Here is a 25,303-nt window from a genome sequence, read left to right as displayed (position 1 = left end):
TCGCCATGGATTTATATGCCTCGATCGCACAGCGCAAATCATGTCGGAAATACGACATGGAACCCTTGAGTCGCGAAGTCATGGACGAAATCGAGCGGGCAATCGAGGGCTTCGACCACCTGTATCCCACCGTCGAGCTCGAGCATCGCTTCACCAAAAAGGTCAAGGGCCGCTTCCGCGTCGAGGCGCCGCACTACCTCGTTGCAAGCGGAAACGGAGCACCCGGCGAACAGGAAGCCGCCGGTTTCCTGTTCGAGCAGCTCGCCCTCTGGTTCGACGCCATGGACATCGGCTGCGTCTGGCTCGGATCCTCGAAAGACACCGAAACCTCGGACACGAACCAAGACATCATCGTACTCGCCTTCGGAAACTGCCCCGAATCGGTTCACCGCACGATCGACCAGTTCAAGCGCCAGCCCATCGAAGATATGACGAACGCCCCCGACGACGCGTGCATACAGGCGGCCCACCTCGCACCCTCGGGCATGAACACCCAGCCGTGGTACTTCGAGAAGCAGGGCGACAGGGTTCTCGTGTACGAAAAGAAGTTGAAGCCGCCCATCTCGCTCGCCTACAAGCTTTCGGATATCGATATGGGCATCGGCCTGTGCCACTACGCCCTAGCATGCAAAAAAGCGGGTGGGGATTTCGCCTTTGCTCGCGATGCGGGCATCCCGAGCAAAGCGGGCTATCTGCCGTTCGGGGTTATCGAGTAGCACCCCGGGAAACTGGAGTAGAATATACCGAGCACACCTGAGTACGCCCGAGAAAGCACGTATCCGCTGCAAGGACGGCATCATGGACGACAGCGCCATCCCCACCAACTTCATCGATTCCATCTCGATCAAATGGAACGAGGTGCCGGACACCGCCGTCTACCCCTTCAACGTAGCATCCCTGTCCAGTCTGACCACCTTGCATCTCGATGCACCCGTCACCTTTTTCTGCGGAGAAAACGGTACGGGAAAATCGACCCTGCTCGAAGCGATCAGCATCGCCTTAGGGATGAACCCCGAAGGAGGCTCCCGCAACTACCTGTTCTCCGTCAAAAAGACCCATTCGGAGCTCCACGATTACCTGGCTATCGAGCGCTCGCTTCGCCGACCGAGCGACAGCTTCTTCGTCCGATCCGACACCATGTTCAACCTCATAACGGCAATGGACGAGCTCGAAGACGACAAGAGGTACTACGAAGGCCGCTCGCTCCACCGCCGCTCGCATGGGGAGGGCATCCTGGCGCTCGTATCGCGGAGGTTCGCGGGCAACGGCCTCTACATCCTCGACGAGCCCGAAACCGGGTTGTCGCAAATCGGCCAGATCGCGCTTCTCTGCGAAATAAAGAGGCTCGTCGGCGCAGGCTCCCAGTTCGTCATCGCCACCCACTCGCCCATCCTCCTGTGCACGCCCGATTCGGAGGCGTTCCAGTTCGATGACGAGATTTCACGCATCGATCCCAAAGAATCCCTCGAATGGACCGTCCTTCAAAGGTTCATCGAAGATCCCGAAAGAGCAATAGACGAGTTTTCCCGGTTGTAGAAAACGCAACGGAGGCGATATGCGCTAGATTTCAGCCGCGTTGGTCGCGTCTGCTTGCATTCCCACCGAATCTGCTCCCTTTTCGCTCTTTCCAAAACCGCAGGTAGATGTCTTGGGTTATACCGCGGGTTAAACATTTAACCCGATTTTACGCGTTCGCCCGATGCGCTGCCCGCTTCCTCGGCACAAGCTATGTCCCGCATCGCCGAATCCGCAGAAACGATTCCCGCGATGCCGTGCATGCAATCATCAAGGAAGGGATACCATCATGTCGAAAATGGAAGTCACGCGCCGCGACCTTCTCAAGTTCGGCGGTCTCACCGCCGTCGGCGCCCTCGGAGCCACCGCGCTCGCAAGCTGCGCACCCGCCGCATCCGCCGGGAATGGAAGCGGAAGCGGAACCGCGACGGCATCGGGTAGCGAGGGCTATCCGGCGTTCTTGCAGCAGCCCGAACCCATCACCGAGTTCGCCAACACCAGGGAGTTCGATGTCGTGGTCGTCGGCGCAGGCGAATCGGGGCTATCCGCCGTCCATGCCGCGCTCGAGGCGGGTGCGAGCGTAGCCTGCGTGCAGAACATCAACACCGTGCAGACGGCGGGTAACATGGCTGCCGCGCTCGATCTCGACAAGACCGACGAGGCCGGCATCAAAGCCTGCATCTCGTTCATCAACTACAAGAGCGACTGGCGCTCGAACCGCGACGTGGTCGAGGTGTGGGCGCGCAACTCTCAAGAAGCGCTCGCCTGGTGGGAGGCGGAGGCGGCAAAGGGCGGCATCGAATCGCAACCCTACGACTACAGCCTCACCTACAACGGATACGACTTCTACCTGCACGCGAACACCTACTTCCATATCGAGGGAGCCCATCAGGCCGCAGCGCTCGTCATCGGCGACGCCCTCGCTTCGCGCGGAGCGGAATTCTTCTTCAACACCCCGTGCGTGCAGCTCTACAAGGAAGGCGATCGCGTGACGGGCGTCGTCGGCGAAGGTGACGAGGGACACATTCTGTTCAAGGCGTCGAAGGGCATCATCATGGCCACGGGCGACTACGTGGGCAACCGCGAGATGCTCGATTTCTACGCACCCGACACCAAGGGGCTCCATCAGGCCATCCTGTTCCGCGACGGCAGCGGACTGTGCGCCGCCATGGGAGCGGGCGCGCAGATGTGCGCCCCCAGCCACACCAAGATGGTGCACGGCGAAGGCGCACCGGTACGTTTCGAGATGCCGTTTCTGTTCCTCGATCGCCACGGAGAGCGCTTCATGGACGAGGGCTGCTGCCGCATGGGCTACCTCAACGAGTTCAGCAAGCAGTACCTCGCAGAAACCGGATTCGAGGATTCAACCGCCACCAAGTTCTTCAGCATCGTGCCCTCGAACTGGCAGGACTACTACGAGCAATGGGACGCGCTTGCCCCCTACGACATCTCGACCAACAACGCCTACCGCAAGGTCGATCCCGAGAAGTGGATTCACGGCGACACGTTCGAGGAGCTTGCCCAGGCCATGATCGACTACGCGAACGAGCAGCCCTGGGACCACGACTACACCGTCGAGTCCATCGTGGCCTCCATCGAACGTTACAACGAGCTTGTCGCCAAGGGGGCCGACGAGGATTTCGGCAAGCGCCCCGAATACCTCACCCCCATCGAAGCGCCCTGCTACGCCGTTCCCCGCGGTGCGAACAACATCGACGCGATGCTCGATGGCCTCGAGGTCGACGGCAACTACCAGTGCCTCGATGCTGACAGGAAGCCCATCGAGGGCCTGTTCGCCGTCGGCAACGCTTCCGGTCGCTTCTTCGGCGGCGGCAACTATCCGATGGACATCGAGGGCCTCTCGGTCGGCCGCGCCATCACCACGGGCTTTGCGACCGGCAGATACGTAGCCGGCCTCTAGCGTCTGGAACCACCGCACACGTCTTCCCTCCCGGTGCCGCCGCCCTCCCGCGGCGGCACCGCTGTTCGTCAGCGCCCATGGACGCGACCGCGAAGCCCGCCAACGCCTTCGCCTCCCGTTCTGGTAGCATGGTTGTCTACCACCAAGCGGAAGGAAGCAGCATGAAGCGCATCGATCATCTCGAGCAGATGATTCCCTATATGTTCGCACTCGGTTGCGCTCGCACCTGGCTCACGCTCCTGTTCGCCGAACCCGCAATAGCGTCGGCCGCGATCCCGTTCAACCCCCACGTGTTCTTCGACTACTCCTACGCGCTCGTCGGCATCGCCGTCGCGCTCGCAGCGCGCCGCATCGCGCCTTTGCAGGAAAGCCGCTGGGCGAAACCGCTGGCGCTCGCTTTGTGCCTCATCGCGTCCACCTGCATGCTCGCGGCCGCTCGCCTGCCCGAAACGGCTGCGCCCCTCTCCTTGTGCGGTGCGATCGCAGGTGGAGCGGGGTTTCTTCTGATAGTCTTGCTCAACGCCGAGGCACTCGTTCCTTTGAGCCTTCTGCGCATCCTTTTATACTGGGCTTCCTCTCAATTCATCGCAGTCCCGCTGGCCTACTTCTGCCAAGGACTCGATCAGCAACGTCTCGAACTGGCGCTCTTCCTCCTGCCCATGATCGCCGTATGGTGCGTTTCCTTCGCCTACAAAACCGCACCCGCCTCGGGCCGCCCGAACCGAACGTGGCCGCGCTACACGTTCCCCTGGAAACTCGTGGCGCTCTATGCCATCTACATGTTCGCCTACGGGCTGCGCGAGCAGCATCTCATGGCTGTCGGCGGGGCGGGCATGCACTCGTCCCTCTCGACCGCCCTTGTCACCGGCGGACTCATGATAGTCTGCCTATGCGCGGGAAAACTGCCCATCAGCGCCCTGTACCGCTCGCCGCTTCTGCTCATGGTGTGCGGATTCCTCCTCATCCCCATGGAGGGGATCCTCGGAAACGTCGCCTCGGGATACCTCATCTCCATGGGCATGACGTTGACGGGGCTCTTGCTGGGGCTTTTGCTGTTCGACCTCTCGAAGCGCATGGGGATCGCCATCATCGCGCTCATGGGCGTGGAGAAGGCGGCCTACCTGTTCAGGATATGGGGAAACGATTTCGCCTCCCTGCTCGATACGTCTCCTTTGCCCATGCAGACGCAAGACACCGTCCTCATGGTTGCAGTCATCATGCTCGTGCTCGTGGGCACCTTCATTCTGCTCTCCGAAAAGGAGCTCGCCTCAAGATGGGGCATCCGCCTGCTCGACACGGGTGATCTGGCCGAAGAGAGCCGTCGCACCGAGCTCGTCGCCGCGCGCTGCGACGAGATAGCGCGCCGCTATCGCCTCTCGCCGCGCGAGGACGAGATCCTGCGGCTGCTCGCACGGGGAACGTCGAACCAGGCCATCGAGCGCGAGCTGGTCATCGCGAGCGGCACCCTCAAGGCCCACATCCAGCACATCTACGCCAAGCTCGACGTACACAGCAAGAAAGAGCTCGCCGCGCTGTTCGAGGATGCGGGCGAGGAAGGAGAGGGCCGCTAGGCAGCAGCGAGCCCCTCCCGCCTTCGAACCGCAAGCCGCAGCCCACTACCACGGCCCCTGTCGAAGCTCCGCTGCACGAATGGACTCAGAAAACCGATGCAGTGAACGCTTCGAGCGCTCGGGGGTTTCCGAAATGCAGGATTTTGCTCGTTGTGTTGCGGCCGAAAGGCGCAGAGGAACGCTCTTGTCTTTCAACCGCTCAATAACACCTGGTCACAAGCTTGCCCAAAAAACCAGCTGCGAGCGTGGACGTGATTTGCAGACCATCCGACCGCTTTCGTAGGCGCAACCGCAACACTTCGGTAAAAAACCCGCGAACGGGCTCTGTGTGCTCTTTCGAGCGCAACGGTTCGCCCGAGAACAAAGAGAAAATCCCGAAACGGCAGCCGAACCGGACTCGTATAACGTTCATTCACCGCTACGGGTTATACTTGCATCGTGCATTCAGCATGCACCCGCAGGCCGAAACCTCAGAAGGGCAGGATATGGACTACCGAATTGCCGAAGTAACCGCGAACAAGAAGAAGTATCTCGATCTGCTGCTGCTCGCCGACGAGCAGGAAGACATGATCGATCGGTACCTCGACGACGGCTCTCTCTTCGTCCTCGACGACGAGGGCGTCAAATGCGTTGCGGTGGTCGTTGCGTTGAACGCGGAGGAATGCGAGCTGAAGAACATCGCCACCTATCCCGAGCACCAGAACAAGGGCTACGGCAAGGCTATGGTCGATTACCTGTCCGGTCGGTACCTGGGCGAGTTCGAAACCATGTACGTCGGCACAGGCGACGTGCCGAAGATCCTGAGGTTCTACGAGCGATGCGGCTTTCGCATATCGCACAGGGACGAGAACTTCTTCATCGACAACTACGACCACCCGATGTTCGAGGACGGCGTCCAGTTGCGAGACATGGTCTACCTGCGCAAAGACGTCTAACCGCCCGCCCGAACCGAGCGAGCCCTCACCCGCACCCGCCCGCAAACGATGGCGACCGCAGGCATCCTGCATCCGTGCGCTTGGGCGTCAGAACCAGCGGAGCTTCTTCAGCACGAACAGGAGCGTCAGAGCGACGAGCGTCGTGCAGCCGGCCACCACGGCGAAGCCCCACGGGTAGTCCGCAAGGGGTATGCCCAAGAGGTTCATGCCGAAGAACCCCGCCACCGCCGTGGGTATGCACAGCACAAGCGTTACCGTAGCCACCACCTGCATCGTGCGGTTCAGATCGTGTTCCATGAGCAGGCTGAAGTGGTTGATCGTGGAATCGAGGATCTCGGAGTATATCCGCGTCGTCTCGAGCGCCTGGCGGTTCTCTATCAGCACGTCGTCGAAGCGGCCGCGGTCGTCTTCAGTGGGAAAGGGCGACCGACGCAGGTACTTCTCGAAGATCGCATCGTTGGTGACGAGCGATGTCTTGAAGTACACGAGTGAGGAATCGAGCACGTAGAGATCCTCAAGCGCCTTGCGCGAAGGGCGCTTCGTCGTGGACGTGAGCTCGGCGCGCCGTCGGTTGATGATGCGCAGCGCCATGAAGTAGGCCGAGGACGAGGCCATGAGGATGTCGGCCGCAAACGCATGCACGTCTTCGGTCGGAGAGAGCTCCTTCGACGCCTTGAGCTGGTCGATGAGCGGTATCTTGTACACCGAACAGATGGTCACCACGTTCTGTGGCGTCTCGAACAGCGCGATCGGGATGGTCTTGTAGCTGCGCTCGTTGGACGAGCGGTCGCGCACCGGCGTGTCGAGGATAAACATGGTGTAGCCGTGGTCGTCCTCGATGCGCGAGACCTCTTCGAGGTCCAACGCGGCGAGAGCGTCCTCCTCTGCGAAGCCGAACCCGGCGCGCACATGGGAGAGCTCATCGGAAGTCGGCTCGAACACGGCTATCCAGCAGCCGGGCTCCTCCTTGTCGATCTTTTTGAGCGAACAGTGCTCATCGGTGCGGAAGTACTCGATCATGCGCCTACACCTCGCAACAGGCGGGCGGATACGTCGACGGTTGTCACGAAGCACACTCCTTTGCATACGATAGCCCGGCACATCGGCGCGGCGAGCCATGCGTTCGGCGAAGCGCGCAGCGCCTCCGATATTCGATTATAGTCCATTCTTACGTTTTTCAGGCGCGGCGTCGACCAAATGACGGGCACGCCGTCCGCTCGATGCGAAACCTACGAGGTCACACCCGAAGCGGACCCCCGCTTGAGCAGGGAATGCTCATGATAACGCGCGCGCCGACGATGCGCCCCGCCTCGTCTGTCCTGTTGGAAAGCTCGACCGTCCCGCCGTGCGCATGCGTTGCCTCGGATGCGGCAGAGAGCCCGATGCCGTAGTGCGCAACGGACGCGGCGGCGCTCCGCGACGAATCGCCGCGGAAAAACCGCTCGCACCCCCGTTCGAGCGCTTCCGCGGAAAAGCCCGGTCCGTCATCGTCTACCGCCACCGCGAAGGAGGTGCCGCCTTCGTCGAATCCGAAAGAGAGCTCGATGCGCCCGCGTGCGTGATCGAGCGCGTTTGCGACGACGTTCATGACGGCCCGCCTGAGCGCCTCCCGATCCGCTTCGATGCAGGCCCCTGCAAGCCGGCCGCACACGATACCGAGTTCGATGTTCGCCGTTCGCGCAAGCGCCGCCGCCTCCGCCTTGAGCTCATCGGCAAAAGAGTCGAGCGGAACGGGCGCTTTGGTGCAGGCCGCAGCCTCGCCGTGTGACGCCTCGATGAGCAGGCGCACGTATTCGTCGAGCCGCTCCGCCGCCGCAGCGATGTCGCGGGCCGCAGCGGTAACGTCCTCGAGTTCTCCCGACGCAGAAGCGCTTTCGGAACCGGCTAACCCGCAGGCTTCCTCCGCCACGTAGTCGGCGTTCGCGCGCACCACGGTAAGGGGCGTCTTGAGGTCGTGGGCAAGCGCGGCCACCTGGTTGCGCTGCGCCTGCTCGGCCCGCCAGCGGGCTTCGAGCGATTCCTTGAGCGAAGAGCGCATGCGTTCCATCGCTTCGAGCACCTCGTTCACCTGCCGCACGTTGCTCGAGTCCACCGTGAAATCCAGATCCTCCTGCGCGATACGCTCCGCCGCGCCCGTGAGCGGTGCCATCTTGCGTGCTATGACGCGGCTCGCACGGTGCGAGATGAGCAGAATGGAGGCGATGCTTCCCGCGCAGGCGACGACGAGCATGATGTTCTGCGGGTTGGGAAGCACGTCGCGAAGCTCGCGGGAGGTGAACTGCGGCATGAACTCACTCGCAAGCAGGCATGTCGATCCATCGGGAAGCCCGAACACCGTGTAGGTCATGCCGTTTTTCCCGATTACCGCCGCCTGTTCGCTCGCGGTCCCCCCGTCGCCAAGATGCTCGCGGGCGATGCTCAGCGCGGATTCCAGGTCCTCGTCGGGCATGTCGCCGTCGAGCACAGCGCCCGCATCGTCTATGCGCAGATAGCGGTAGGCGGTCGGAACCGCATCGGGGTCGAACTCGGGCGCGGAGCGCAGAGCCTCGACCGTCTCGTCGACGTGCCCCGCCCCGTAGCTTGCCGGATACACGGCGCCCGCGTTGATCGCCATCGAGATGGCCATGAACGACACCATCCACACAGCGGCGACGGCAACGATGACGTAGATGAAGTAGCGCACGATAACGAGCGAAAGCGGAATGCCCCGCCCGGAAAGCCTCACAGCTGCCACTTGTACCCCACTCCCCACACGGTTGCGATGGGATCGACGCCCGCGCTGGCGAGCTTCTTGCGTGCGCGGCTCACATGCATGGAGATGGCGGCATCGTCCGCATCGCTGTCCCAACCCAACGCCGATACGCGAATCTGCTCGCGCGAGAGCACCTGCCCGCGGCGACGTGCCAGAAGCTCGCAGATCTCGTACTCGGTGGGCGTGAGGGGAACGAGTGCGTCGCCCACAAAGACCTCCTTGGTGCCGAGGTTCACACGCACGTTTCCGAGGGTCAGGGCGTTCGCGTGCTCGCGCTGCTCGCGCCTTACATGAGCGGCGACCTTCGCGCGCAGCTCGGCTGCGCCGAAGGGCTTGCGCACGTAGTCATCGGCTCCCAAGCCATAGCCCACGACGGCGTCTTCCTCGGCAACCTTGGCGGTGAGAAAGACGATAGGGCCGTCGAAGCACGGGCGGATCCGCCTCACCAGGTCGAACCCGTCGAGCTCGGGCATCATCACGTCGCAGAGAACAAGGTCGAAGCGCGCAAGATCCATGGAAAGCGCTTCCGCTGGCTCCGTAACGCATACGATCTCGTGCCCGTCTCGCCTGAGCACACGCTCAAGCGCGGCAAGTATCGCCTGCTCGTCGTCTATAGCCAGTATGCGCGCCATCGCTTGCGCACCTCCCTGTCCGTCGTGTTCTCGCCATGATACCTGATATTGTCCGCAGTTCGACAGCGAACCCTATCCGCCAGCCCCGCCCGCCACGCAGGTTTTCCGCTCGGCCTTCACGGCCTTCCAAGCCGGGCCGCATGCCCTACAGGGCATCCTTGGCGCCCTCGGGCACCTCGGCCTCGTCGACGGCACGGTAATGGACGCCCGAAGAGCCCTTGGCATCGATCTCGAGATAGCCCTCGCCCGTCGCCTTGTTTCCGAAGGATATGATCGTAAGCTCGCGGCGGTCGCCTCCCTCGGTAGCTGCATCGATTCTGTACACGTAGTTGGTGCCCGCGCCCGTCGCATCGCTGTAGCTGTCCGTATAGGAATCGGGCTGCGGCACCGGCGCCCACATCGTCGTCTCGGGACCGGGCATAAGCCGGTCGAGGACCGATTGCGCCGCCGCGCCCCAACCGCCGGAGCAGCCCGGAAGCGCCAGAGCCAATGCGACAACCGCAGCCGCAAGCGCGAGGAGCAGAGCGGCAAAGCGGTGCGTCCGCCTTTCAGAGCTAGACATAGGTTTTCCCTTCTTCGAACCGTTCGAACCATGCGAGAAGCGCCGCTACCGCAACGAGCGTGAGGGCCGCGCACAGAAGCGACGCGTCTGTCGCGGCGGCGGATACCTGCGAAGCGGCTTGCGCGGATCCGAGCGCTTCGGCTATGGCCCCCTCCACGGCAAGCGAACCCAAACGCGCGGGCAGGGCGAACGGCTCGAGGCCGAGCAGCCCCGAAGTCACCGCCGTGAGCTCGCCGGTCATGAGGCCGTGGGCAAGGCCGCCCATTGAGAAGAACGCGAGGATGAGACCCGCCGCCCCCACTCCGATGGTGACGTTGCGCCCGAAGCGAAGCGAGAGCGCCAGCATGAGCGCGTACAGAGGCGCGCTGCCGAGAGCGAGGCCGCCGACCGAGAGCGCAAGCGTGCCTGCTCCCAGTGCGAGCCTGCCTGCCCCGGCGAGGATGCCGGCGAAGATGCCGACGGCGAGCGCGAGGGCGAGAAGCCCCATGAGCCAGAGCGCCGAGCCCTTGGCCGCAACGGCGATGCGCCGCGAGGGAACGGCCGTGAGGTTGGAAAGCCCGCCTGCGCGCCGCTCCTCTTCCACCGAAAGGCCGCAGACGATGCCCGCCATGAGGGGCATCATGGCACCGAGCAGCTGCACGTAGGCGTCCGCTCCCATCGAGGGATCCCACGGTGCGACGGCGAAGTACGCTCCACAGGCAAGACCGCCTGCAAGGGCGCACACGCCGTGCGCAGGCGCGAGCGGCGAGCGCAGAAGGCGCATGAACTCGCAGCGCAGAGCTCGCAGAAACGTCATACGGGGCATCATAGCTCCTCCGACCTCTTGAGCCATGCGGCGCCCGCGACCGAGAGCGCCGCGAACACGGCTGCGGCCACTGCAAGCCCCGCCACGGTGAGCGAGCCCGATGCAGCGAGCGCCCCGCCGAGCACCGTGTCGGCCGCAAGCGGCTCGCCGCTCGGCAGCACCGGCAGAAACGCCGTGGGTATCACCATGGTGGCCGAAGGCGGAAAGAGCTGCGGGACCGGTATCGCAGACCAGGCGAACCCGCCCACGAGCTGCACCGCCAGAGGCACGAAGATGCCCGCGAGCATGCCCGCGCGGGCCGTAAGGAACAACCCGACCGGAATCATCCACGCGCTCGTTACCACTACGGCGAGCGCCGCCGAGAGCATCGTAAGCGCGCCTGCGAACAACATGTCTGGGGCAGGCCCTCCCGCACCGAAGACCGCCGTAACCAGGTAGATCGCGAAGACGACGAGGTTGGACAGAAGCGAGAGGCCGAGGCAGTACAGGACTTTCGCCCACCACGAAGTGCGAAGCGACGTTCCCACCCCGAGGATCGAGCGGTTTTTGAGCCGCGCGTCTGCGTTCGCCACACACGCCGTCACAAGCGCGATCGTCACAGGCATGAGCAGGGCGTACCAGTAGTTCCATGGCGAGAACGAGAGCATGCCGCCAAAGCCCGTCATCGCGCCCAAAAGCGCGAACGGCAGCGCCATGACGATGGCCAGGCGCACGGGAGCCGCATGGTGGAACTTGAGCGCCTCGGCTCGCAGCGCCGAGATGAGCGTCGTTTGAAGATGCGCTTCCATCATGCAGCCCCTCCCTTCCGGCACACGTCCATGAAGAGCTTTTCGAGATCCTCGCCCGGACGGAGCACGTCCTCGTAGGAAAGGCGTCCTTGCGTGATGATGCCGATGCGATCGGCCATCTGCTGCACCTCGGTGAGGATGTGGCTCGACACGAGCACCGTGATGCCGTGCGTCGGAAACGATCGGATCAGGTCGCGCAGCTCTTCGATGCCGATGGGGTCGAGCCCGTTGGTGGGTTCGTCCAGGATGAGGAGGCGCGGATGAGCGAGGAGCGCGAGCGCGATGCCCAACCGCTGCTTCATGCCCATCGAGAAGCGTCCGGCGCGCTTCTTGCCGGTGTTTTCGAGGTCGACCGTGCGGAGCACCTCGTCGATGCGCTCCTTCGGCAGGCCCAAGAGCGTGGCGCGCACGCAGAGGTTCTCGCGGGCGGTGAGGTTCGGATAGATCGGCGCCTCCTCGATGAGCGAACCGATGGCGTAGAGGTCGTCGCGCTGCCACGGGTGCCCGTCGAAGATCATCTGGCCTTCCGTGGGGCGCAGCATCCCGCAGATCATCTTGAGCGTGGTCGATTTACCCGCGCCGTTGGGGCCTAAAAGCCCGTACACCTCGCCGTTGCCTATATGCAGGCTCACATCCGCCACAGCCGTCTGGGCGTTGTCGCCGCGGCCGAAGCGCTTGGTGAGCCCCCGCGTTTCGAGCATGCAATCCATGCCGTCTCCCTTCGTTTGAGTCCGCCTCGCAGCGGACGTCGTTCTCGGTTACTGGTACCAGCATGAGGGCCAAGTCTAACGAAGCTGTAACGGAGGCACGGAAATGCGAAGGATTCGTCGGAATCGCGGGCGCCTTTTCGCCGCCGAACGCACCGAGGAACGCTGTTTTGGGCATACCATCGGACCGGAACGCAACCACCTAGGAGAGATCCGAGTGCAAACCAGCCTGGACGAAAAGCCGAAAAACGACTGGCGCGAGGTCTGCAGAGCTCTCGCTGTCTGCGCAGCCTACCTCCTGTTCACGACCTTCGCCTTCGCGCTCTACAAGTCGAAATCGCTCTTTGTCCCCATCTTCATCCACGCGATCATGGACTACCTGGGCGTCATTGCGCAAACGAATGGCTTTCCGCGCAAACGCGAGCGCGGCCGCGATTCGTCTTTTCCGATACCGCTAGGGCCCCTGAGCCGAGAAGGCCCCATGATAGAATGCGTATGCACTCCTCGAAGCACCCAACCAACGAAGCACCGGGCGCACCCGGCTTAGCACGAAGACGAAACAAGGAACAGGCGGTTTTCTCATGCACCTCGACGAAAGCGATATCCAGAAGTACTGCAAGAACAAGCCGCACGTTGTCCTAACCGTTGCGACGCACGAAAAAGGCGTCGACGATATCAGGAGCTTCGGGAGCGGCGGCGTGCCCGTCGCGCCCGAGAGCCGCTCCTACGAAGTGGGCTCCATCTCGAAGGTGTTCCTCGCGACCCTGCTTGCGAAATGCCTGGAAGAAGGCCTCTTGCGCCTCGACGACACCGTCGATCGTCACATCGATCTGCCCGCCGGGCTTTCCTACCCGACCATTCTGCAGCTCGCCACCCATACGTCGGGCTATGCTGATCCCGACCTCTTCGACTCCAAACTCGATGCCCTTTCCTATGTCTTCTCTTCGGGCAAAAAACAGAGCAACCCCTTCGACGGCTTTACGTCGGACTGGCTTATCGACTCGATACTCGAGGCTTCCCGCAAACCGCGAAAGGAAGGGAAGTTTCAGTACTCGAACTTCGGGTATTCGGTGCTGGGGCACGCGCTCGGCCAAGCGATGGGCAAAAGGTATTTCGACTGCATCACCACCTACATCAAAGAAGACCTTGGACTGGCAGCGACCTCGTGCAACTCGAATGAGCTTTGCATGGTTCACGGCTTCAAGAAAGAGGCCGACCTGGGAAACTGGACATGGTCCGACGATTCGGCCTACGCTCCCGCCGGATGCATCTGCTCGAACGCATCCGACATGCTCGCGTTTGCCAAAATGAACCTTTACGGCGAGAGAAGCCACCTCGCCTACAGCCACCAGAAGCGAGTTTCCGACAAGCATCTCGACGTGGGCCTCGGCTGGATGATCGAAAAAGATGACGATACCGTTTGGCACAACGGAAGAACGGGTTCGTTCCATGCTTTTCTGGCGTTCAGCAAAAAGAGAGAACGGGCCGTTGTGCTGCTCTCGAATTGCATCAAGTACCTGGCTTGGCCTGAGGACGGGATCGCTCTTTCGCTCATCAAGAGCGAATAGGCAGACAGCGAGATCGTCTTCCGTTCGAAGCTCCTTCGATAAACGCACAGAGCGTGGTGTCCCTCGGCATAGCAGCTCGTTGCGAGTGCGGCCGTTTTCAGCACCAGGGTTCATCGTATCCGCCGTCCCCGGTAGGTAACCTCCAATCTTTCTCTGCATTCTTTGGGTGAAAATGCACTGAATGACATGCTAGAATAGAGAAAGGTAACATACGATATTAGGTTACACATGAAAACGAAGCCTTTGGGAAATCCGCTTATGCCGATTGCATTCATGCTCGCAGTTTGCACGGTGCTTCTCATCCCCATACCGCATACGCCGCGCAAGCCTCTCAAGACGGTGTCGTCTTAGAGCTCACCACCGACAAAGCACAGTACAGTGCCGGTGACACCATCGAGGGGCGCGCCATCGTCACCAACACCAATTCTTTCGCGATCGAAGATGTGACGCTTGATGCTATCCTTCCCGCCGGTCTCGATTCTTCTCTCAGCGGCCAAAGCCTAGACGCGGCAAGCCTCGCTTCGGGGGAGTCGCTTACGCTGGACTTCACGGCACGCGTTCCCGCCGATACCAAGCCTGCTGACCTCGGTAACAACACAACACCCGGTCAATCGAGCGGCCTCGCTAAGACCTACGACGAAGCCGTGGCCGGTGCTTTGCTGGTCTTTGCCGTGCTCGTAGCATCCATCCTCGTGCTCGCGTATTCACGCAAGAAGATCAAAGGGAGGCACGGTCTGTTCACGCTTGCCCTTCTGCTTGCCTTCGCCTTACCGATTTCGGTAAGTGTGCCATCACCTGAGGCTTTTGCAGGCGAATCGAGCCTGTCGGCCAAAGAAAACATCACGGTCAAAGGCGAAGCCTACGAGCTAGAAGCACAAGCGAGCTATACGATGCCGCTTCAAACCAAGGACTTCAGCTTCTCGAAGATTAAGGCTTCGCAGCCCTACAATCCTTTAGCGGAAGCGGAGTTTGCCTTGACCCTCGAAGACGGCAGCGTACGCACTGCCACATCCGGCTCCGGCGGCACGGTGAGCTTTACCGATATACCTTTCGGAACCCATAGCCTGGTTGAGACCAAAGCACCTGCCGGCTATCACCTCGGGACTTCCACCTACACGATTACGGTCTCTGCGCGCGGCGTGAACATCGATGGCCAGCCCATAGAACAGGCTACCATCGGAAACATGCCTCTGCTCAAGAGCGACGAACCCACGATAGACGCTACGCCAGCTGGCAGTTCCACCATCTCCGGAGACGGCGTACCCTATGCAACGGTCTACGTCTTGTTGCCCGATAGGCCTTATTACTGCGATCCAGTGCAAGTTGATGGTTCAGGAAAATGGACTGTTCATGTAGCAGGGAACCCGCTGCAAAACGATGAACCCATCACAGCATATCAAGTCGAAAAAGACAAAAACCCTAGTGACGCAGTCGTTCAATCAGTCGGTTAGATGAACTGGGAGCTCGCGGGGCTGCAATACTCTTGATGGGAACGGACACCCTTTTGGGTACCTGAATTCGTCGACGATGCTCTTACGGGAAGCACAGGGCTCTTGCCTCAGCATCTCTTGTCGGGCAAAAGGTGCTGAGATAGAGAATATCGGACTAAAAAAACCCTTTTCTCGATGCTTTATCTTTCTTCGTTCCACTCCCTATCCGATAGCGAAACTCCCAAGCTCCGTCCTGCCGTCCACATCGTAGACAGTCAGGGGCGGAATTCCATGCATAGCCTTATCCGTCTGCGCCCAGACGGTATCCTCTGGACTCTCCGGGGGCGACCCGAAAAAATCTTCCTTCTTCACGTAGCCGACGGCTCCGTTCGTGGCCTCGACGCGGATGAGATCCGGGTACATGCCGACGAAATCCTCGTACGATCCCCAAGCCCCTTCGGGGACGTCATCAAGCCCCCCGTACGTCTCGCCGTAGTCGTTGACGGGATAGTCGACGTTGAGCCCTGCGGCATTGACGGCAGAAACCCCATCCGAAAACACAGGCTCCTCGGAAACAGGATTTGCCTCGATCGACGACTCCCGCTGCGACGGCGCGCAGGATTGGAGAACAGCCATGCAGACCATGCTAGCCGCCAACATCAAGAAAAGGTATCCTAGAACCCTTTTCCCGAAAATCCGTCTCAGGCTGATTGTCTCGACACGCATAAGCACCACCCCTTTCATTGAGAAGCCATGGCTCCCTACTCGCCCGAAAACCGCTCCATGAAAAAGAACGACTATCCTACACGGCCGCTTCGGTCAAGGGCGCGGTACCACAACACGGGATAAAGTTGGTTTAGATGAGGTACCGCCTGAAGCTGATCAGCTCCGGCCGGCGATCGGAAGATTCTTCTTCGGTCGACATAGGCACCGCCTCCAGGATAAGAAAAGTCGGCGATCCGATAAAACTTTATTGGTGTGATTATAATTCATTTTTCCTACATTAACAACACGGGTGGCCGCAGGAGGCCGGCTCCCTCTTCGGAGACGAACCTCGGGGTGCGGGCGCTCGGGAAGCCGTCGAAGTGTTCGCGCCGCCCTCATCGACATCCCGCTCGCGTGGATGCACCCGTCGATGTTGTCAAGCTCCCGTACGTCTCCGGGTTCCACGGCGAACGCGACTTTACGCTCAAACCAACCCCAACCCTAACCCAGCCCCGACTCTCGCCCCGCAATCTCCACGGTTTGTTCGCTTGCGCTCCCCGTTCAATGATGCGAACATCTGTACTTTATTGAAGAAGTTACCGGTTGCGTGGGGCAGCCGACATCGAAACGGGGCGAGCTATGGACGAGAGAATCATCATGCACGTCGACATGAACACCTTCTACGCGTCGGTCGAGCAGGCCGAGCACCCGGAGCTTCGGGGCAAACCCGTCGTGGTGGCGGGCAAAGAGGAGCTGCGCCACGGCATCGTGCTCACCAAGAGCCAGGAGGCGAAGGCCTACGGCATCAAGACGGCCGAGGCGCTCTGGGAGGCGCGGGCGAAGTGCCCCGGCCTCGTCGTGCTGCCGCCAGACTACCCGCTTTACAAGAAGTACTCCGCCCTGGCGCGCGACATCTACTACCAGTACACCGACCTCGTCGAACCGTTCGGCCTCGACGAGAACTGGCTCGACCTCACGGGCTCTATCCATCTGCACGGCGGGCAGCCGCGCGTTGTGGCCGAGGAAATCAGCGAGCGCATCCGCGCCGAGCTCGGCGTGACCGTGTCCATCGGCATCTCGTGGAACAAGATCTTCGCGAAGCTCGGCAGCGATTTCGAAAAGCCCGATGCCATCACCGAGATCACGCGCGAGAACTACCAGGACATCGTCTGGAACTCCCCTGTCGGCGAGCTGCTCTACGTGGGGCACGCCACCGAGCGGAAACTCGCCGCCTACAACGTGAGAACCATTGGGGATCTGGCCCACGCCTCGGACGCCTATCTGAAGCGGCGCTTCGGCACGATCGGACTGATGCTGCGCACCTTCGCACGCGGCGAGGACGCGACGCCGGTGAAGGCCTACGACCCCGCGCGCAAGGACGTCGAGCGTACGGTGAAGAGCTACGGCAACGGGCTCACCGCCCCGCACGACATATTCACCGCAAGCGATGCCAAGGCCCTCATCTACCTGCTCTCCGAATCGGTGGCGCAGCGCCTGCGCGAAGACGGCATGCGCGCCCGCACCATCGCGATCGGCGTGCGCGACGGCGAGGACCTCACGAGCTACACGCGCCAGACCAAGCTGCCGTACGCGACGGCCGCCACGCGCGACGTGGCGCGGACGGCTTGGACGCTCGTGCTCGCAAACGAGCGGTTCGACGGCACGCGGCCCATCCGCGGGCTCCACGTGCGCGCGACCGACCTCGTAGCCGCAAGCGAGCCCGAGCAGCTCTCGCTCTTCGAGAGCAAACGCGACATCGCCCTGCGCCTCGATTTCACGATCGACGAGTTGAGGCGGCGGTTCGGCAACCTCTGCATCCAGCGCGGCGCCGAGCTTGTCGACGAGGCGCTCCTCGGCGTGGACATCAAGGGCGAGAACACGGTCCACCCGGTCGGATACCTGCATTCGTGAGGCATGCGCCATGAAGGGAATCGAAAGCAGGAAGAAGCGCTACGTGGAGGTCGTGGCGCTTCACCGCGAAGACGGGTCGGTGCGGCCGCTCTCGATCGTCTGGGAAGACGGCCGCCGGTTCAAGGTGGATCGGATCCTCGACACGCGCCGCGCCGCATCGCTCAAAGTGGGCGGCACCGGCGTGCGCTTCCTCGTGCGCATCCGGGACAGGGATACGTTTCTCTTCTACGAGAACCCCCGCTGGTTCGTGGAGGAGAAGGTGCGCACAGGAGAAGCCCGTTGACGCGAAAACTCGCTTCAGCATAAGAGGCTGGCACTCTTTTCCACCTGATGATCGGCAAGATGCTTGACGCGAAATATGTTTTTCACCTCGGTGTACTGATTCTGCGTACCAATATTGTGAAGGCCTTGCGAAAGAACCTGCGTTTGACTCGACGGGCTTGCATGTGACGCTGGAAGGGGTCTCGATTGCCGCGAATCGTTCAGTTGCTCCCAGCATTGAGCAAACAGTTCAATCGAGTGAACCTCGCGTTAAACGCGCATTTGTTGTCCTCATTCATGCAAGCTCGTAATCTCTTCTCGTCATGAAGGACGATCACAAATGGAGGGGTACTATGAAACTCAACCAAAACAGTATTTCGAGGCGCGGATTTCTGCAGGGCGCAGCAGTGGCCTCCCTTGCCATGGGAGCCGGACTTTACGGGTGCTCATCTGCGAACGGGTCGGGAGAAGACGACTCCGCACCCGCTCAGGCAGCTCCGTCGGTTTGGGACATCGAGGAGCTCGGCGAACCCGCGGAGACCCTTACCGCCGACGTGTGCGTTGTGGGCGGTGGCGGTACCGGCATGGCTGCCAGCATTCAGGCGAAGCAGCTCGGACTGGATGTTCTCCTGATTGAAAAGCATAGCCAGCTTGGCGGAAGCTTTTCCGGAACGGAAGGCATGTTCGCCATCGGCACCCAGTGGCAGAAGGATGCCGGAATCGAACTAAACAAGGACGACCTCCTCGTGAAGGCCGTTGAGTTCCATCATTATGTGGCCAGCCAGGAGCTCTACAAAGCCTTCTTCGACAAGAGCGCCTCGAACATTGAGTGGTGCGAAAGCCTCGGCATCAAGTTTGCCGAAGTCCGCGCCATGGGCGCCTCTGATCCCTGCTGGCATGTGTACGAAGGTGCGCCGGCTCCCGGTGCCCAGTTCGTCGAGAACATGATCAAGGCGGTCGAGAAGCACGAGATAAGAACCGAGTTCGAACTTTCCGGCAAGAAGCTGCTGACGAATGAAGACGGATCCGTCGCCGGCCTGCTGGCCGCGCGAGCCGATGGAACGGTCGTGCAGATCGACTGCCCAGCAGTTATCGTCGGCACCGGCGGTTTCTCGAACAACATGGGCCTTGTCGAGGAGCTAGGCAACAACCCCGACCTCGTCGCGGCGATGCTCGACAACGGACGCACAGGCGACGGCATCAAGATGGTCAAGGCCGCCGGAGGTGCCATGGTGTCTTCGCCCGGCACCCTCATGACGGGTGGACCCAGCGTCATCGGAACGTCCTTCGGCGTCTCCGAGGCGTTCGCCTGCGGTGTCCAGCCTGCCATCTGGCTTAACGAAAGGGCTCAGCGCTACGTACGCGAAGACATGTTCGAGCGCAACTTCTCCTACGCCGGCCAGTCCAGCGCCCAGCAAAAGCGTGTGCTCTCATTCGTCAACCAAGCTCTCGTCGACAGGTTCGAGAGCGGCGAAGGCGCTCTTGTTGGCGTGGGCACGCACATCCTCAAAGGCACTCAGATGCCCAACCTCTCAAGGGAGCTGGAGTCGCTTATCGAGATGGGTATTGTGGCTAAGGGTGACACCGTCGAGGACTTGGCGGCTCAGTTCGACCTTGACGGTAACGCGCTTCGTGCAACGCTCGATCGTTACAACGAGATGTGCGCAAATGGCAGGGACGAGGATATGTTCAAGCCCGCCGAGTTCATGATCGCCATGGAGGAGGGTCCATACTACCTGATGGATTGCTATGTCTCCTACCTGACTACCGTCGGCGGTGTCAAGGTGAACCCCAACGCTGAGGTCCTTCGCGATGACAGCAGCGTCATCCCCGGCCTGTATGCAGGCGGCTGCGATGCGGGCGGACTCTACGGCGACACCTACAATGTGTACGTCGCTCCCGGTTCCCAGGCGGCATGGTGCATCTATACGGGCAGGGTCGCAGCTGAGCAGGCGGCAGCATATATCGCCTAAGGGTGGTGCATGGCTTCCCTTTGAAAGCTCCCGAACCGAGGAAGGACTCAGCACGGGAGCTTGCGACCACGAAAAGTCAATGAGAAAACTGAGGTCCAGCGTGCGTCTAAGATGCTCGCTGGACCTCAGAGCCTTTGATCATATATACTGCTCAGCTGCAGGATGCGGTTCGACCCTATCTATGGAAGGTGTGCTATGCACCGCTACTTGTTCTCAGAGCGTCTGTCCTACTTCATGGCGGTCTACAGAATCGGTAACTATGCCGATGCGGCGCGATCCATCCCCATAAGCTATCAGGGATTGGCGAAGGCGATCCGCTCGCTCGAAGCCGAGCTGGGCGTCTGCCTGTTCAAACCTGCAGGTAACTCACGGCTGGAGTCGACGGAGTACGCCGATAAGCTTTACCAGCAGACCCTAGATTGGGCCGAGGATATCCGATACCTTGAATTCGAGTTTAGCAGAATGCTTGGGAATGCGAAAAGGACCATCCGCCTCGGCGTCGCAACGGGGGTCATGGGCTATCTGGGACTTGATGCCTTCAGCGATTTCGAGCTAGACCATCCTGAGTTCTCCTTGCGGGTAGAGGAGTGCCCTGACTTTATAGTGGACAAAGGTCTTGCGGAGGGGGATTACGATTTCGCCATCACCGTGGCCCCGTACGACAAGCGGTTTCGAACGCATACCATCGACAGGATTCGCGGCTTCGTGGCCGTTAACAAGGAGAACCCCAAATCACAATTGGAAAGATTCACGCCTCGGGATTTTCAGGGAGAGGTGGTCTTGGGTGTCGGGTATCAGTACAAAACGTTTGACAGACTCAGCGGGATACTCGATGAGGGAGATATCGCGCCTCTTTCCTGGATCAACTCAAGCGAGCTGTTCTGGCTTTATGCTCTGGCGGCGGAGAACAAAGGTGTCTGCCTTTTGCCGGCTCACGTGGTCTCTCTGCTTGGGCAAAGCGATCAGGTGACGGCGGTTCCTTGCGAGGACTTCTGGGAAATCGGATTGTCTTGCCTATCCTCAAGGAAGATTGACAACGACGAAAGGATCCTCCTTGCCTTTCTAGCGAAGAGGTGTCAGAAGCAAAGGCTTCGCTTCGGTATCGATGGCTAGAAGCCTGGGGGCTTTCCATCTATCAAAGAGTCCGTCGAAGGCAGAACATAGCGCTTACACCCGAAGGGTCGTATCGGCTTCCCGCGTGCACCTCCGTGCCCGCAGAGCTCATCTCTGCGCTCTTCTCCTATAGTATCCCAAAGAAACCTAGCGCACTTCGAAGTGCTTACTTACCAATCGGGCGGCGCGCTTGTATGCTAGGGTCGTAAGAGCAAAACGCGCGCAAGGCAGGCGCGGCAGAATCAGCCGATCGCCCGCTTGTAGCCCGCACCCCACTCCTGCATGCTGTCGAGGACGGGCTTGAGGCTGTGCCCGAGCTCGGTCAGCTCGTACTCGACATGGGGCGGCACTTCGGGAAACACGGTGCGCGTGACAAGGCCGCACTCCTCCATGGCGCGCAGGTTCGCCGTGAGCACCTTCTGCGTGATGGCGCCGATGCTCCGCTTGAACTCGCCGAAGCGGCGCGGGCCGTCCATGAGGTCGCGCAGGATCAGCACCCTCCATCGGTTGCTGATGAGCGTGAGGGTGGTCTCCACCGGGCAGGCGGGCAGGTGCGGTTTGGTCTCGTCGGGCATGGCGGTCCTTCCGGACTGGTTTCTCAAAGGCTGTTGGCGTATATATGATACCAACTTGACGAACAAAGGGGCAAGACATGGACGCAGAACGCTACCTCCGCTTCCTGCACGAGGACATCCGCGAATGCGCGTTCGCAGGCCCCTACCGCGTCACGGACGCATGCACCGGCTGCGGAGCCTGCGCCGAAACCTGCCCGCACGACGCAATCGGGAGGAGCACGTGATGGCCGCATACGACTACCGGACCAGCATCGAAGCGGCTCGCCGGGCGCTTGCGAGTGCCGACAAGATCATCGTCGGAGGCGGAGCCGGGCTTTCGGACGCGGCGGGCCTCACGTACGGCGGCGCGCGCTTCGAGGAGCTGTTCGCTCCGTGGATCGAGCGCTACGGCATCCCCGACATGTACGCGGGAGGCTTCTACCCCTACCCCACCGAGGAGGAGCGATGGGCGTACTGGGCCAAGCACGTCCTCGCGAACCACTTCGACGAGCCGCCCCTTGCCCTCTACGCCGACCTGCTCCGCCTCATCGAGGGCAGGGATTTCTTCGTCATCACCACCAACGTGGAAAGTCAGTTCGAAAAATCGGGCTTCCCCACCACGCGCATCTTCGAGGTGCAGGGAAACTACGGCTTCATCCAGTGCGCGAAGGGCTGCCACGACGCGCTCTATCCCGACGAGAGGCTCATGCGCGCCATGGCCGCGCGCACCGAGGACCTGCGCATCCCGCGCGAGCTCGTGCCCGCATGCCCCGTATGCGGCGGCCCCATGGATATCCACGTGCGCAAAGACGCCTTTTTCGTCGAGGACGGGACCTGGCGCGAAGCGAGCGAGCGCTACGGCGCCTTCGTCCGATCATGTGCGAGCGCCCGCACCGTGCTGCTCGAGCTCGGTGTGGGGTTCAACACGCCCGGCATCATCCGCTACCCGTTCGAGAACATGGCCTTAAACGATCCCGAAAACGTCACGCTCGTCAGGCTGAACCGCGACCAGCCGAGGGAATGGGCGGAAAACGGGGAATGCACTGTAACCTTCGCCGAAGAGATGTCCCAGGTGATCGCAGACCTTACCCGGGAAGGAGACCGCCCGTGACCGAAAACCTCCGTCCCGACCGCACGGGTCCCGCAAAAGCACCCGCATCGGACCTCTTCGAACCCGCAGACACGGCCGAACTCGCAGGAATGCTGCTTGCCGAGCGCCCGGATCTGCACGGGCTCCCGGTACCCGACGACCCGCTCGAACGCTGGCGCCTCGTACGGGCGCTTATGAACACGCGGGAGCCCGTGCCCGCCGCCGACGCCCTGCTCGAGCTGCAGGACGGCGTGCTCGCGCGCATCCGCGACGTCCGCGGCACAACCGAAGCATCGAGCATCGCGCCGCTCGGCCGCAGCGGGCGAACGGCGCTTTGGCAAGGCGATATAACCACGCTCGCCGCCGACGCCGTCGTCAACGCCGCGAACAGCAGGCTCCTCGGGTGCTTCGTTCCCAACCACCGCTGCATCGACAACGCGATCCACACCTTCGCCGGCATGCAGCTGCGCCTCGCCTGCAACGACATCATGCAAGTCCGCAGACGCGACGAGCCCACCGGCACCGCAACCCTCACGCCCGCTTTCAACCTGCCCGCCGAACGCGTGATGCATACGGTCGGCCCCGTCACCTTCGGCACGCCGAGCGCGAGCCAAGAACGCGAGCTCGCATCGTGCTACACCTCGTGCCTTGAGGCCGCGGCGGAAGAGAAGCTCGAAAGCATCGCGTTCTGCTGCATCTCGACGGGCGAGTTCCGCTTCCCGCGCGAACGGGCGGCCGAGATCGCGCTGCGCACCGTCGAAGAGTTCCTCGCACGCGACACGACCCTCGAAACCGTGGTTTTCAACGTGTTTACCGATGAGGATCGCATCGCCTACGAGCGTTTGCTCGTGCTATGATCGCCTGAGGCGGCAAGGAAAGGAGACCGGGCATGTGCGGGCATTTCATCATGGTTCCGCGCGACGTCATCGAGCTGATCGTCCGCGACATCGAGATAGAGAATCACGTCAACGTCATGCCCGATTGGCCGGCGCGGGCAACCGACGCCTACCCCGGCTCGACCGTTCCGCTCGTGGTGCCGTGCACCGAAGGCCTCCGCGTGGCGGATATGACCTGGGGGTACACCGTTTCCGGCAAAAGCGGCGTCGTGTTCAACGCCCGTTCGGAAACCGCGCTTTCGGAAACGAGCATGTGGCGCGATTCCCTTCTGAACCGCCGTTGCGCGGTGCCCGCATTCGGATTCTTCGAGCCGCACAAAACCGAGACGTCGATAAGCGAACGGACCGGCAAACCGATCAAGCGGCAGTACCGCTTTGACGGTCCGCGCCGCCTGCTGTTCTTGGCGGGCATCTACCGAAACGACCGCTTCTCCATCATGACCACGGCCCCGAACGCAGCGGTCGAACCCGTGCACGACCGCATGCCTGTCGTACTGCTCGAACACGAACTGCCCCTGTGGTTTTCGCCCGATTTCGAGCACCTGTTCGACCGCACGGGCATCGCGCTTGCCGCCACCGCGCAGGGGCCCGATGCGACGAACATGCCCGCGATCGCCGCGAGGCCGATCAAACCGGCAGCCCCCGGCCAACAGGCGCTGTGGTGAGATACCGTCGATCGCCAACACCACTGATCCCGAAACATTTTGGATGGGACCAGAAAACGCTTGCGCTGAATGATTTGGAGATCTATCATACATACCAACGGTATGTTTAACGCTCGCCCGCAGGCACAGAAGGATAGGAGGATCGATGGCCCGCAACAAACACCCCGAAGAGACCGTTGCCAAGATCCTCGACGTTGCGCTCGAGCTGTTCTTCACCAAAGGCTACGACAACACGAGCATCCAGGACATCATCGACAACCTGGGAGGCCTCACCAAAGGAGCGGTCTACCACCATTTCAAGTCGAAGGACGAGATCCTCTCCGCCGCGCTCGATCGCGAGAACGAAGCTTTGTACCGCGAGCTGAAACGCATCCGCGACGACGCGCACATGACCGGGGCGCAGAAGCTCCAAGCGCTGTTCGAAACTTCCGTCAACGGCTCGCAGCTCGAAATCTGGTCCACGATCGCACCGGCAACCGATCCGGTTAAGAACTCCCGGCTGCTCGGCCTGCAGTACCAATCCGTGCTCGAGGAAACGGTACCCTACTACGTCCTGCCGATCGTCGAGCAAGGGGTGCGCGACGGGAGCATTAAGACAAACCATCCGAGGGAGCTGAGCGAAGTGCTCGTGCTCCTCGCCAACCTCTGGGCCGGTCCGATGTTTCGCACATCGACGCCCGAGGAGCTGGGCGGGCGCATCGCCTTCTACATCGAACTCGCCAGCGCCCTCGGGGTCGAGCTCGCCGATTCGGGCATGACCGAAGCCCTCAAGCGCTACCGTGTCGTATTCGAAGAGCGTGCAGACCTCTTCAGCGAAGGGAAGGAAGGCGTATCGTGACCGCTTGACCGAACAACGCGCTGCTCCGCGCACGCGCCAAACCCGACCCCTGCCGCATAAGCGCGCAACCGCTGCTCACGCAGCATTCTTTTTACTCTTTATACATACCGA

Annotated in this window: 25 protein-coding genes; 16 read left to right on the top strand and 9 right to left on the bottom strand. The window is 61.5% G+C overall.

The annotated features are described in order from the left end of the window. Positions 1-5: 5 nt before the first annotated feature. The 5 genes from MWL89_RS07265 (at position 6) to MWL89_RS07245 (ending at position 5,942) form a co-directional block, all read left to right on the top strand. Positions 6-716, top strand: coding sequence for a nitroreductase family protein (locus MWL89_RS07265; protein WP_244412442.1), 711 nt, complete (start codon positions 6-8; stop codon positions 714-716). Positions 717-798: 82 nt separating this feature from the next. Continuing rightward, positions 799-1,536: an AAA family ATPase gene (locus MWL89_RS07260; protein WP_102378325.1), complete on the top strand. Its 738-nt coding sequence runs from the start codon at positions 799-801 to the stop codon at positions 1,534-1,536. 268 nt (positions 1,537-1,804) lie between these two features. Continuing rightward, complete coding sequence (locus MWL89_RS07255; RefSeq protein WP_244412440.1) at positions 1,805-3,436, top strand: FAD-binding protein; 1,632 nt, start codon at positions 1,805-1,807, stop codon at positions 3,434-3,436. A gap of 161 nt (positions 3,437-3,597) precedes the next feature. Then, entirely contained in the window at positions 3,598-5,007 is a 1,410-nt protein-coding gene (locus MWL89_RS07250; protein WP_180995048.1) for a response regulator transcription factor, read from the top strand. Between the two features lie 485 nt (positions 5,008-5,492). Next, complete coding sequence (locus MWL89_RS07245) at positions 5,493-5,942, top strand: GNAT family N-acetyltransferase (RefSeq protein ID WP_102379546.1); 450 nt, start codon at positions 5,493-5,495, stop codon at positions 5,940-5,942. 87 nt (positions 5,943-6,029) lie between these two features. Here MWL89_RS07245 and MWL89_RS07240 read toward each other — a convergent pair whose 3' ends face one another. From MWL89_RS07240 to MWL89_RS07210, 7 genes are all read right to left on the bottom strand, one after another. Continuing rightward, a complete protein-coding gene (locus tag MWL89_RS07240) occupies positions 6,030-6,962 on the bottom strand; it encodes a magnesium transporter CorA family protein (protein ID WP_244412439.1) in 933 nt (310 codons plus the stop codon). A gap of 217 nt (positions 6,963-7,179) precedes the next feature. Continuing rightward, on the bottom strand, positions 7,180-8,676 hold the full coding sequence (locus MWL89_RS07235; RefSeq protein WP_244412437.1) for a sensor histidine kinase: 1,497 nt from the start codon (positions 8,674-8,676) through the stop codon (positions 7,180-7,182). Beyond that, positions 8,664-9,326 (bottom strand): response regulator transcription factor, encoded by a 663-nt coding sequence (locus MWL89_RS07230; protein ID WP_244412435.1) that lies wholly within the window; start codon positions 9,324-9,326, stop codon positions 8,664-8,666. Before MWL89_RS07230 ends, MWL89_RS07235 begins: the two co-directional genes overlap by 13 nt. A gap of 145 nt (positions 9,327-9,471) precedes the next feature. Beyond that, positions 9,472-9,888 carry a hypothetical protein gene (locus tag MWL89_RS07225; protein WP_244412433.1) on the bottom strand — a complete coding sequence of 139 codons (417 nt, stop codon included), beginning with the start codon at positions 9,886-9,888 and terminating at the stop codon, positions 9,472-9,474. After that, positions 9,881-10,684 (bottom strand): ABC transporter permease, encoded by an 804-nt coding sequence (locus MWL89_RS07220; RefSeq protein WP_244412431.1) that lies wholly within the window; start codon positions 10,682-10,684, stop codon positions 9,881-9,883. Before MWL89_RS07220 ends, MWL89_RS07225 begins: the two co-directional genes overlap by 8 nt. 8 nt (positions 10,685-10,692) lie before the next feature. Further along, positions 10,693-11,484 (bottom strand): lantibiotic immunity ABC transporter MutE/EpiE family permease subunit, encoded by a 792-nt coding sequence (locus tag MWL89_RS07215; RefSeq protein WP_244412429.1) that lies wholly within the window; start codon positions 11,482-11,484, stop codon positions 10,693-10,695. Further along, positions 11,481-12,191, bottom strand: coding sequence for a lantibiotic protection ABC transporter ATP-binding protein (locus MWL89_RS07210; protein WP_102378335.1), 711 nt, complete (start codon positions 12,189-12,191; stop codon positions 11,481-11,483). The genes MWL89_RS07215 and MWL89_RS07210 overlap by 4 nt, the downstream gene beginning before the upstream one ends. Positions 12,192-12,769: 578 nt before the next feature. On the opposite strand from MWL89_RS07210, the gene MWL89_RS07205 reads away from it, so the two are divergent. Further along, entirely contained in the window at positions 12,770-13,756 is a 987-nt protein-coding gene (locus MWL89_RS07205) for a serine hydrolase domain-containing protein (RefSeq protein WP_244412427.1), read from the top strand. Positions 13,757-14,040: 284 nt separating this feature from the next. Continuing rightward, complete coding sequence (locus tag MWL89_RS07200; RefSeq protein ID WP_244412425.1) at positions 14,041-15,207, top strand: prealbumin-like fold domain-containing protein; 1,167 nt, start codon at positions 14,041-14,043, stop codon at positions 15,205-15,207. 201 nt (positions 15,208-15,408) lie between these two features. Here the strand turns inward: MWL89_RS07200 and MWL89_RS07195 are convergent, their stop codons facing one another. Next, positions 15,409-15,930, bottom strand: coding sequence for a hypothetical protein (locus MWL89_RS07195; protein WP_244412424.1), 522 nt, complete (start codon positions 15,928-15,930; stop codon positions 15,409-15,411). Between the two features lie 600 nt (positions 15,931-16,530). Between MWL89_RS07195 and MWL89_RS07190 the strand changes: the two genes are divergently transcribed. From MWL89_RS07190 to MWL89_RS07175, 4 genes are all read left to right on the top strand, one after another. Beyond that, positions 16,531-17,802: a DNA polymerase Y family protein gene (locus MWL89_RS07190; protein WP_244412422.1), complete on the top strand. Its 1,272-nt coding sequence runs from the start codon at positions 16,531-16,533 to the stop codon at positions 17,800-17,802. A 10-nt stretch (positions 17,803-17,812) separates the two neighbouring features. Further along, positions 17,813-18,085, top strand: coding sequence for a hypothetical protein (locus tag MWL89_RS07185; RefSeq protein ID WP_244412420.1), 273 nt, complete (start codon positions 17,813-17,815; stop codon positions 18,083-18,085). A 331-nt stretch (positions 18,086-18,416) separates the two neighbouring features. Beyond that, positions 18,417-20,036 (top strand): FAD-dependent oxidoreductase, encoded by a 1,620-nt coding sequence (locus MWL89_RS07180; RefSeq protein WP_244412418.1) that lies wholly within the window; start codon positions 18,417-18,419, stop codon positions 20,034-20,036. A gap of 195 nt (positions 20,037-20,231) precedes the next feature. Beyond that, positions 20,232-21,149 carry a LysR family transcriptional regulator gene (locus MWL89_RS07175; protein WP_244412416.1) on the top strand — a complete coding sequence of 306 codons (918 nt, stop codon included), beginning with the start codon at positions 20,232-20,234 and terminating at the stop codon, positions 21,147-21,149. A 242-nt stretch (positions 21,150-21,391) separates the two neighbouring features. Here MWL89_RS07175 and MWL89_RS07170 read toward each other — a convergent pair whose 3' ends face one another. Further along, entirely contained in the window at positions 21,392-21,724 is a 333-nt protein-coding gene (locus MWL89_RS07170; RefSeq protein ID WP_244412414.1) for a winged helix-turn-helix transcriptional regulator, read from the bottom strand. Positions 21,725-21,801: 77 nt separating this feature from the next. Between MWL89_RS07170 and MWL89_RS07165 the strand changes: the two genes are divergently transcribed. The 5 genes from MWL89_RS07165 (at position 21,802) to MWL89_RS07145 (ending at position 25,192) form a co-directional block, all read left to right on the top strand. Next, entirely contained in the window at positions 21,802-21,948 is a 147-nt protein-coding gene (locus MWL89_RS07165) for a 4Fe-4S binding protein (protein WP_244412412.1), read from the top strand. Beyond that, on the top strand, positions 21,948-22,814 hold the full coding sequence (locus tag MWL89_RS07160) for an SIR2 family NAD-dependent protein deacylase (RefSeq protein WP_244412410.1): 867 nt from the start codon (positions 21,948-21,950) through the stop codon (positions 22,812-22,814). Before MWL89_RS07165 ends, MWL89_RS07160 begins: the two co-directional genes overlap by 1 nt. Further along, a complete protein-coding gene (locus tag MWL89_RS07155) occupies positions 22,811-23,650 on the top strand; it encodes a protein-ADP-ribose hydrolase (RefSeq protein WP_244412408.1) in 840 nt (279 codons plus the stop codon). The genes MWL89_RS07160 and MWL89_RS07155 overlap by 4 nt, the downstream gene beginning before the upstream one ends. A 32-nt stretch (positions 23,651-23,682) precedes the next feature. Next, positions 23,683-24,354, top strand: a complete 672-nt coding sequence (locus tag MWL89_RS07150; protein ID WP_244412406.1) for an SOS response-associated peptidase — start codon at positions 23,683-23,685, stop codon at positions 24,352-24,354. 145 nt (positions 24,355-24,499) lie between these two features. Further along, positions 24,500-25,192 (top strand): TetR/AcrR family transcriptional regulator, encoded by a 693-nt coding sequence (locus MWL89_RS07145; protein WP_244412404.1) that lies wholly within the window; start codon positions 24,500-24,502, stop codon positions 25,190-25,192. The last annotated feature ends 111 nt before the right edge of the window (positions 25,193-25,303 follow it).

Origin of the sequence: Raoultibacter timonensis, from assembly GCF_022845715.1 — a bacterium.
In the GTDB taxonomy this organism is placed as follows: Bacteria; Actinomycetota; Coriobacteriia; order Coriobacteriales; family Eggerthellaceae; genus Raoultibacter; species Raoultibacter timonensis.
The sequence above is the reverse complement of the archived record's forward strand: the minus strand, read 5'-3'. Positions and strand labels throughout refer to the sequence as shown.

Excerpts from the sequence above, each read along its gene's own strand:
- MWL89_RS07265 (WP_244412442.1), top strand. The coding sequence starts at position 6 with ATGGATTTATATGCCTCGATCGCACAGCGCAAATCATGTCGGAAATAC.
- MWL89_RS07260 (WP_102378325.1), top strand. The coding sequence starts at position 799 with ATGGACGACAGCGCCATCCCCACCAACTTCATCGATTCCATCTCGATC.
- MWL89_RS07255 (WP_244412440.1), top strand. The coding sequence starts at position 1,805 with ATGTCGAAAATGGAAGTCACGCGCCGCGACCTTCTCAAGTTCGGCGGT.
- MWL89_RS07250 (WP_180995048.1), top strand. The coding sequence starts at position 3,598 with ATGAAGCGCATCGATCATCTCGAGCAGATGATTCCCTATATGTTCGCA.
- MWL89_RS07245 (WP_102379546.1), top strand. The coding sequence starts at position 5,493 with ATGGACTACCGAATTGCCGAAGTAACCGCGAACAAGAAGAAGTATCTC.
- MWL89_RS07240 (WP_244412439.1), bottom strand. The coding sequence starts at position 6,962 with ATGATCGAGTACTTCCGCACCGATGAGCACTGTTCGCTCAAAAAGATC.
- MWL89_RS07230 (WP_244412435.1), bottom strand. The coding sequence starts at position 9,326 with ATGGCGCGCATACTGGCTATAGACGACGAGCAGGCGATACTTGCCGCG.
- MWL89_RS07225 (WP_244412433.1), bottom strand. The coding sequence starts at position 9,888 with ATGTCTAGCTCTGAAAGGCGGACGCACCGCTTTGCCGCTCTGCTCCTC.
- MWL89_RS07220 (WP_244412431.1), bottom strand. The coding sequence starts at position 10,684 with ATGACGTTTCTGCGAGCTCTGCGCTGCGAGTTCATGCGCCTTCTGCGC.
- MWL89_RS07215 (WP_244412429.1), bottom strand. The coding sequence starts at position 11,484 with ATGATGGAAGCGCATCTTCAAACGACGCTCATCTCGGCGCTGCGAGCC.
- MWL89_RS07210 (WP_102378335.1), bottom strand. The coding sequence starts at position 12,191 with ATGGATTGCATGCTCGAAACGCGGGGGCTCACCAAGCGCTTCGGCCGC.
- MWL89_RS07205 (WP_244412427.1), top strand. The coding sequence starts at position 12,770 with ATGCACCTCGACGAAAGCGATATCCAGAAGTACTGCAAGAACAAGCCG.
- MWL89_RS07195 (WP_244412424.1), bottom strand. The coding sequence starts at position 15,930 with ATGAAAGGGGTGGTGCTTATGCGTGTCGAGACAATCAGCCTGAGACGG.
- MWL89_RS07190 (WP_244412422.1), top strand. The coding sequence starts at position 16,531 with ATGGACGAGAGAATCATCATGCACGTCGACATGAACACCTTCTACGCG.
- MWL89_RS07185 (WP_244412420.1), top strand. The coding sequence starts at position 17,813 with ATGAAGGGAATCGAAAGCAGGAAGAAGCGCTACGTGGAGGTCGTGGCG.
- MWL89_RS07180 (WP_244412418.1), top strand. The coding sequence starts at position 18,417 with ATGAAACTCAACCAAAACAGTATTTCGAGGCGCGGATTTCTGCAGGGC.
- MWL89_RS07175 (WP_244412416.1), top strand. The coding sequence starts at position 20,232 with ATGCACCGCTACTTGTTCTCAGAGCGTCTGTCCTACTTCATGGCGGTC.
- MWL89_RS07170 (WP_244412414.1), bottom strand. The coding sequence starts at position 21,724 with ATGCCCGACGAGACCAAACCGCACCTGCCCGCCTGCCCGGTGGAGACC.
- MWL89_RS07165 (WP_244412412.1), top strand. The coding sequence starts at position 21,802 with ATGGACGCAGAACGCTACCTCCGCTTCCTGCACGAGGACATCCGCGAA.
- MWL89_RS07160 (WP_244412410.1), top strand. The coding sequence starts at position 21,948 with ATGGCCGCATACGACTACCGGACCAGCATCGAAGCGGCTCGCCGGGCG.
- MWL89_RS07150 (WP_244412406.1), top strand. The coding sequence starts at position 23,683 with ATGTGCGGGCATTTCATCATGGTTCCGCGCGACGTCATCGAGCTGATC.
- MWL89_RS07145 (WP_244412404.1), top strand. The coding sequence starts at position 24,500 with ATGGCCCGCAACAAACACCCCGAAGAGACCGTTGCCAAGATCCTCGAC.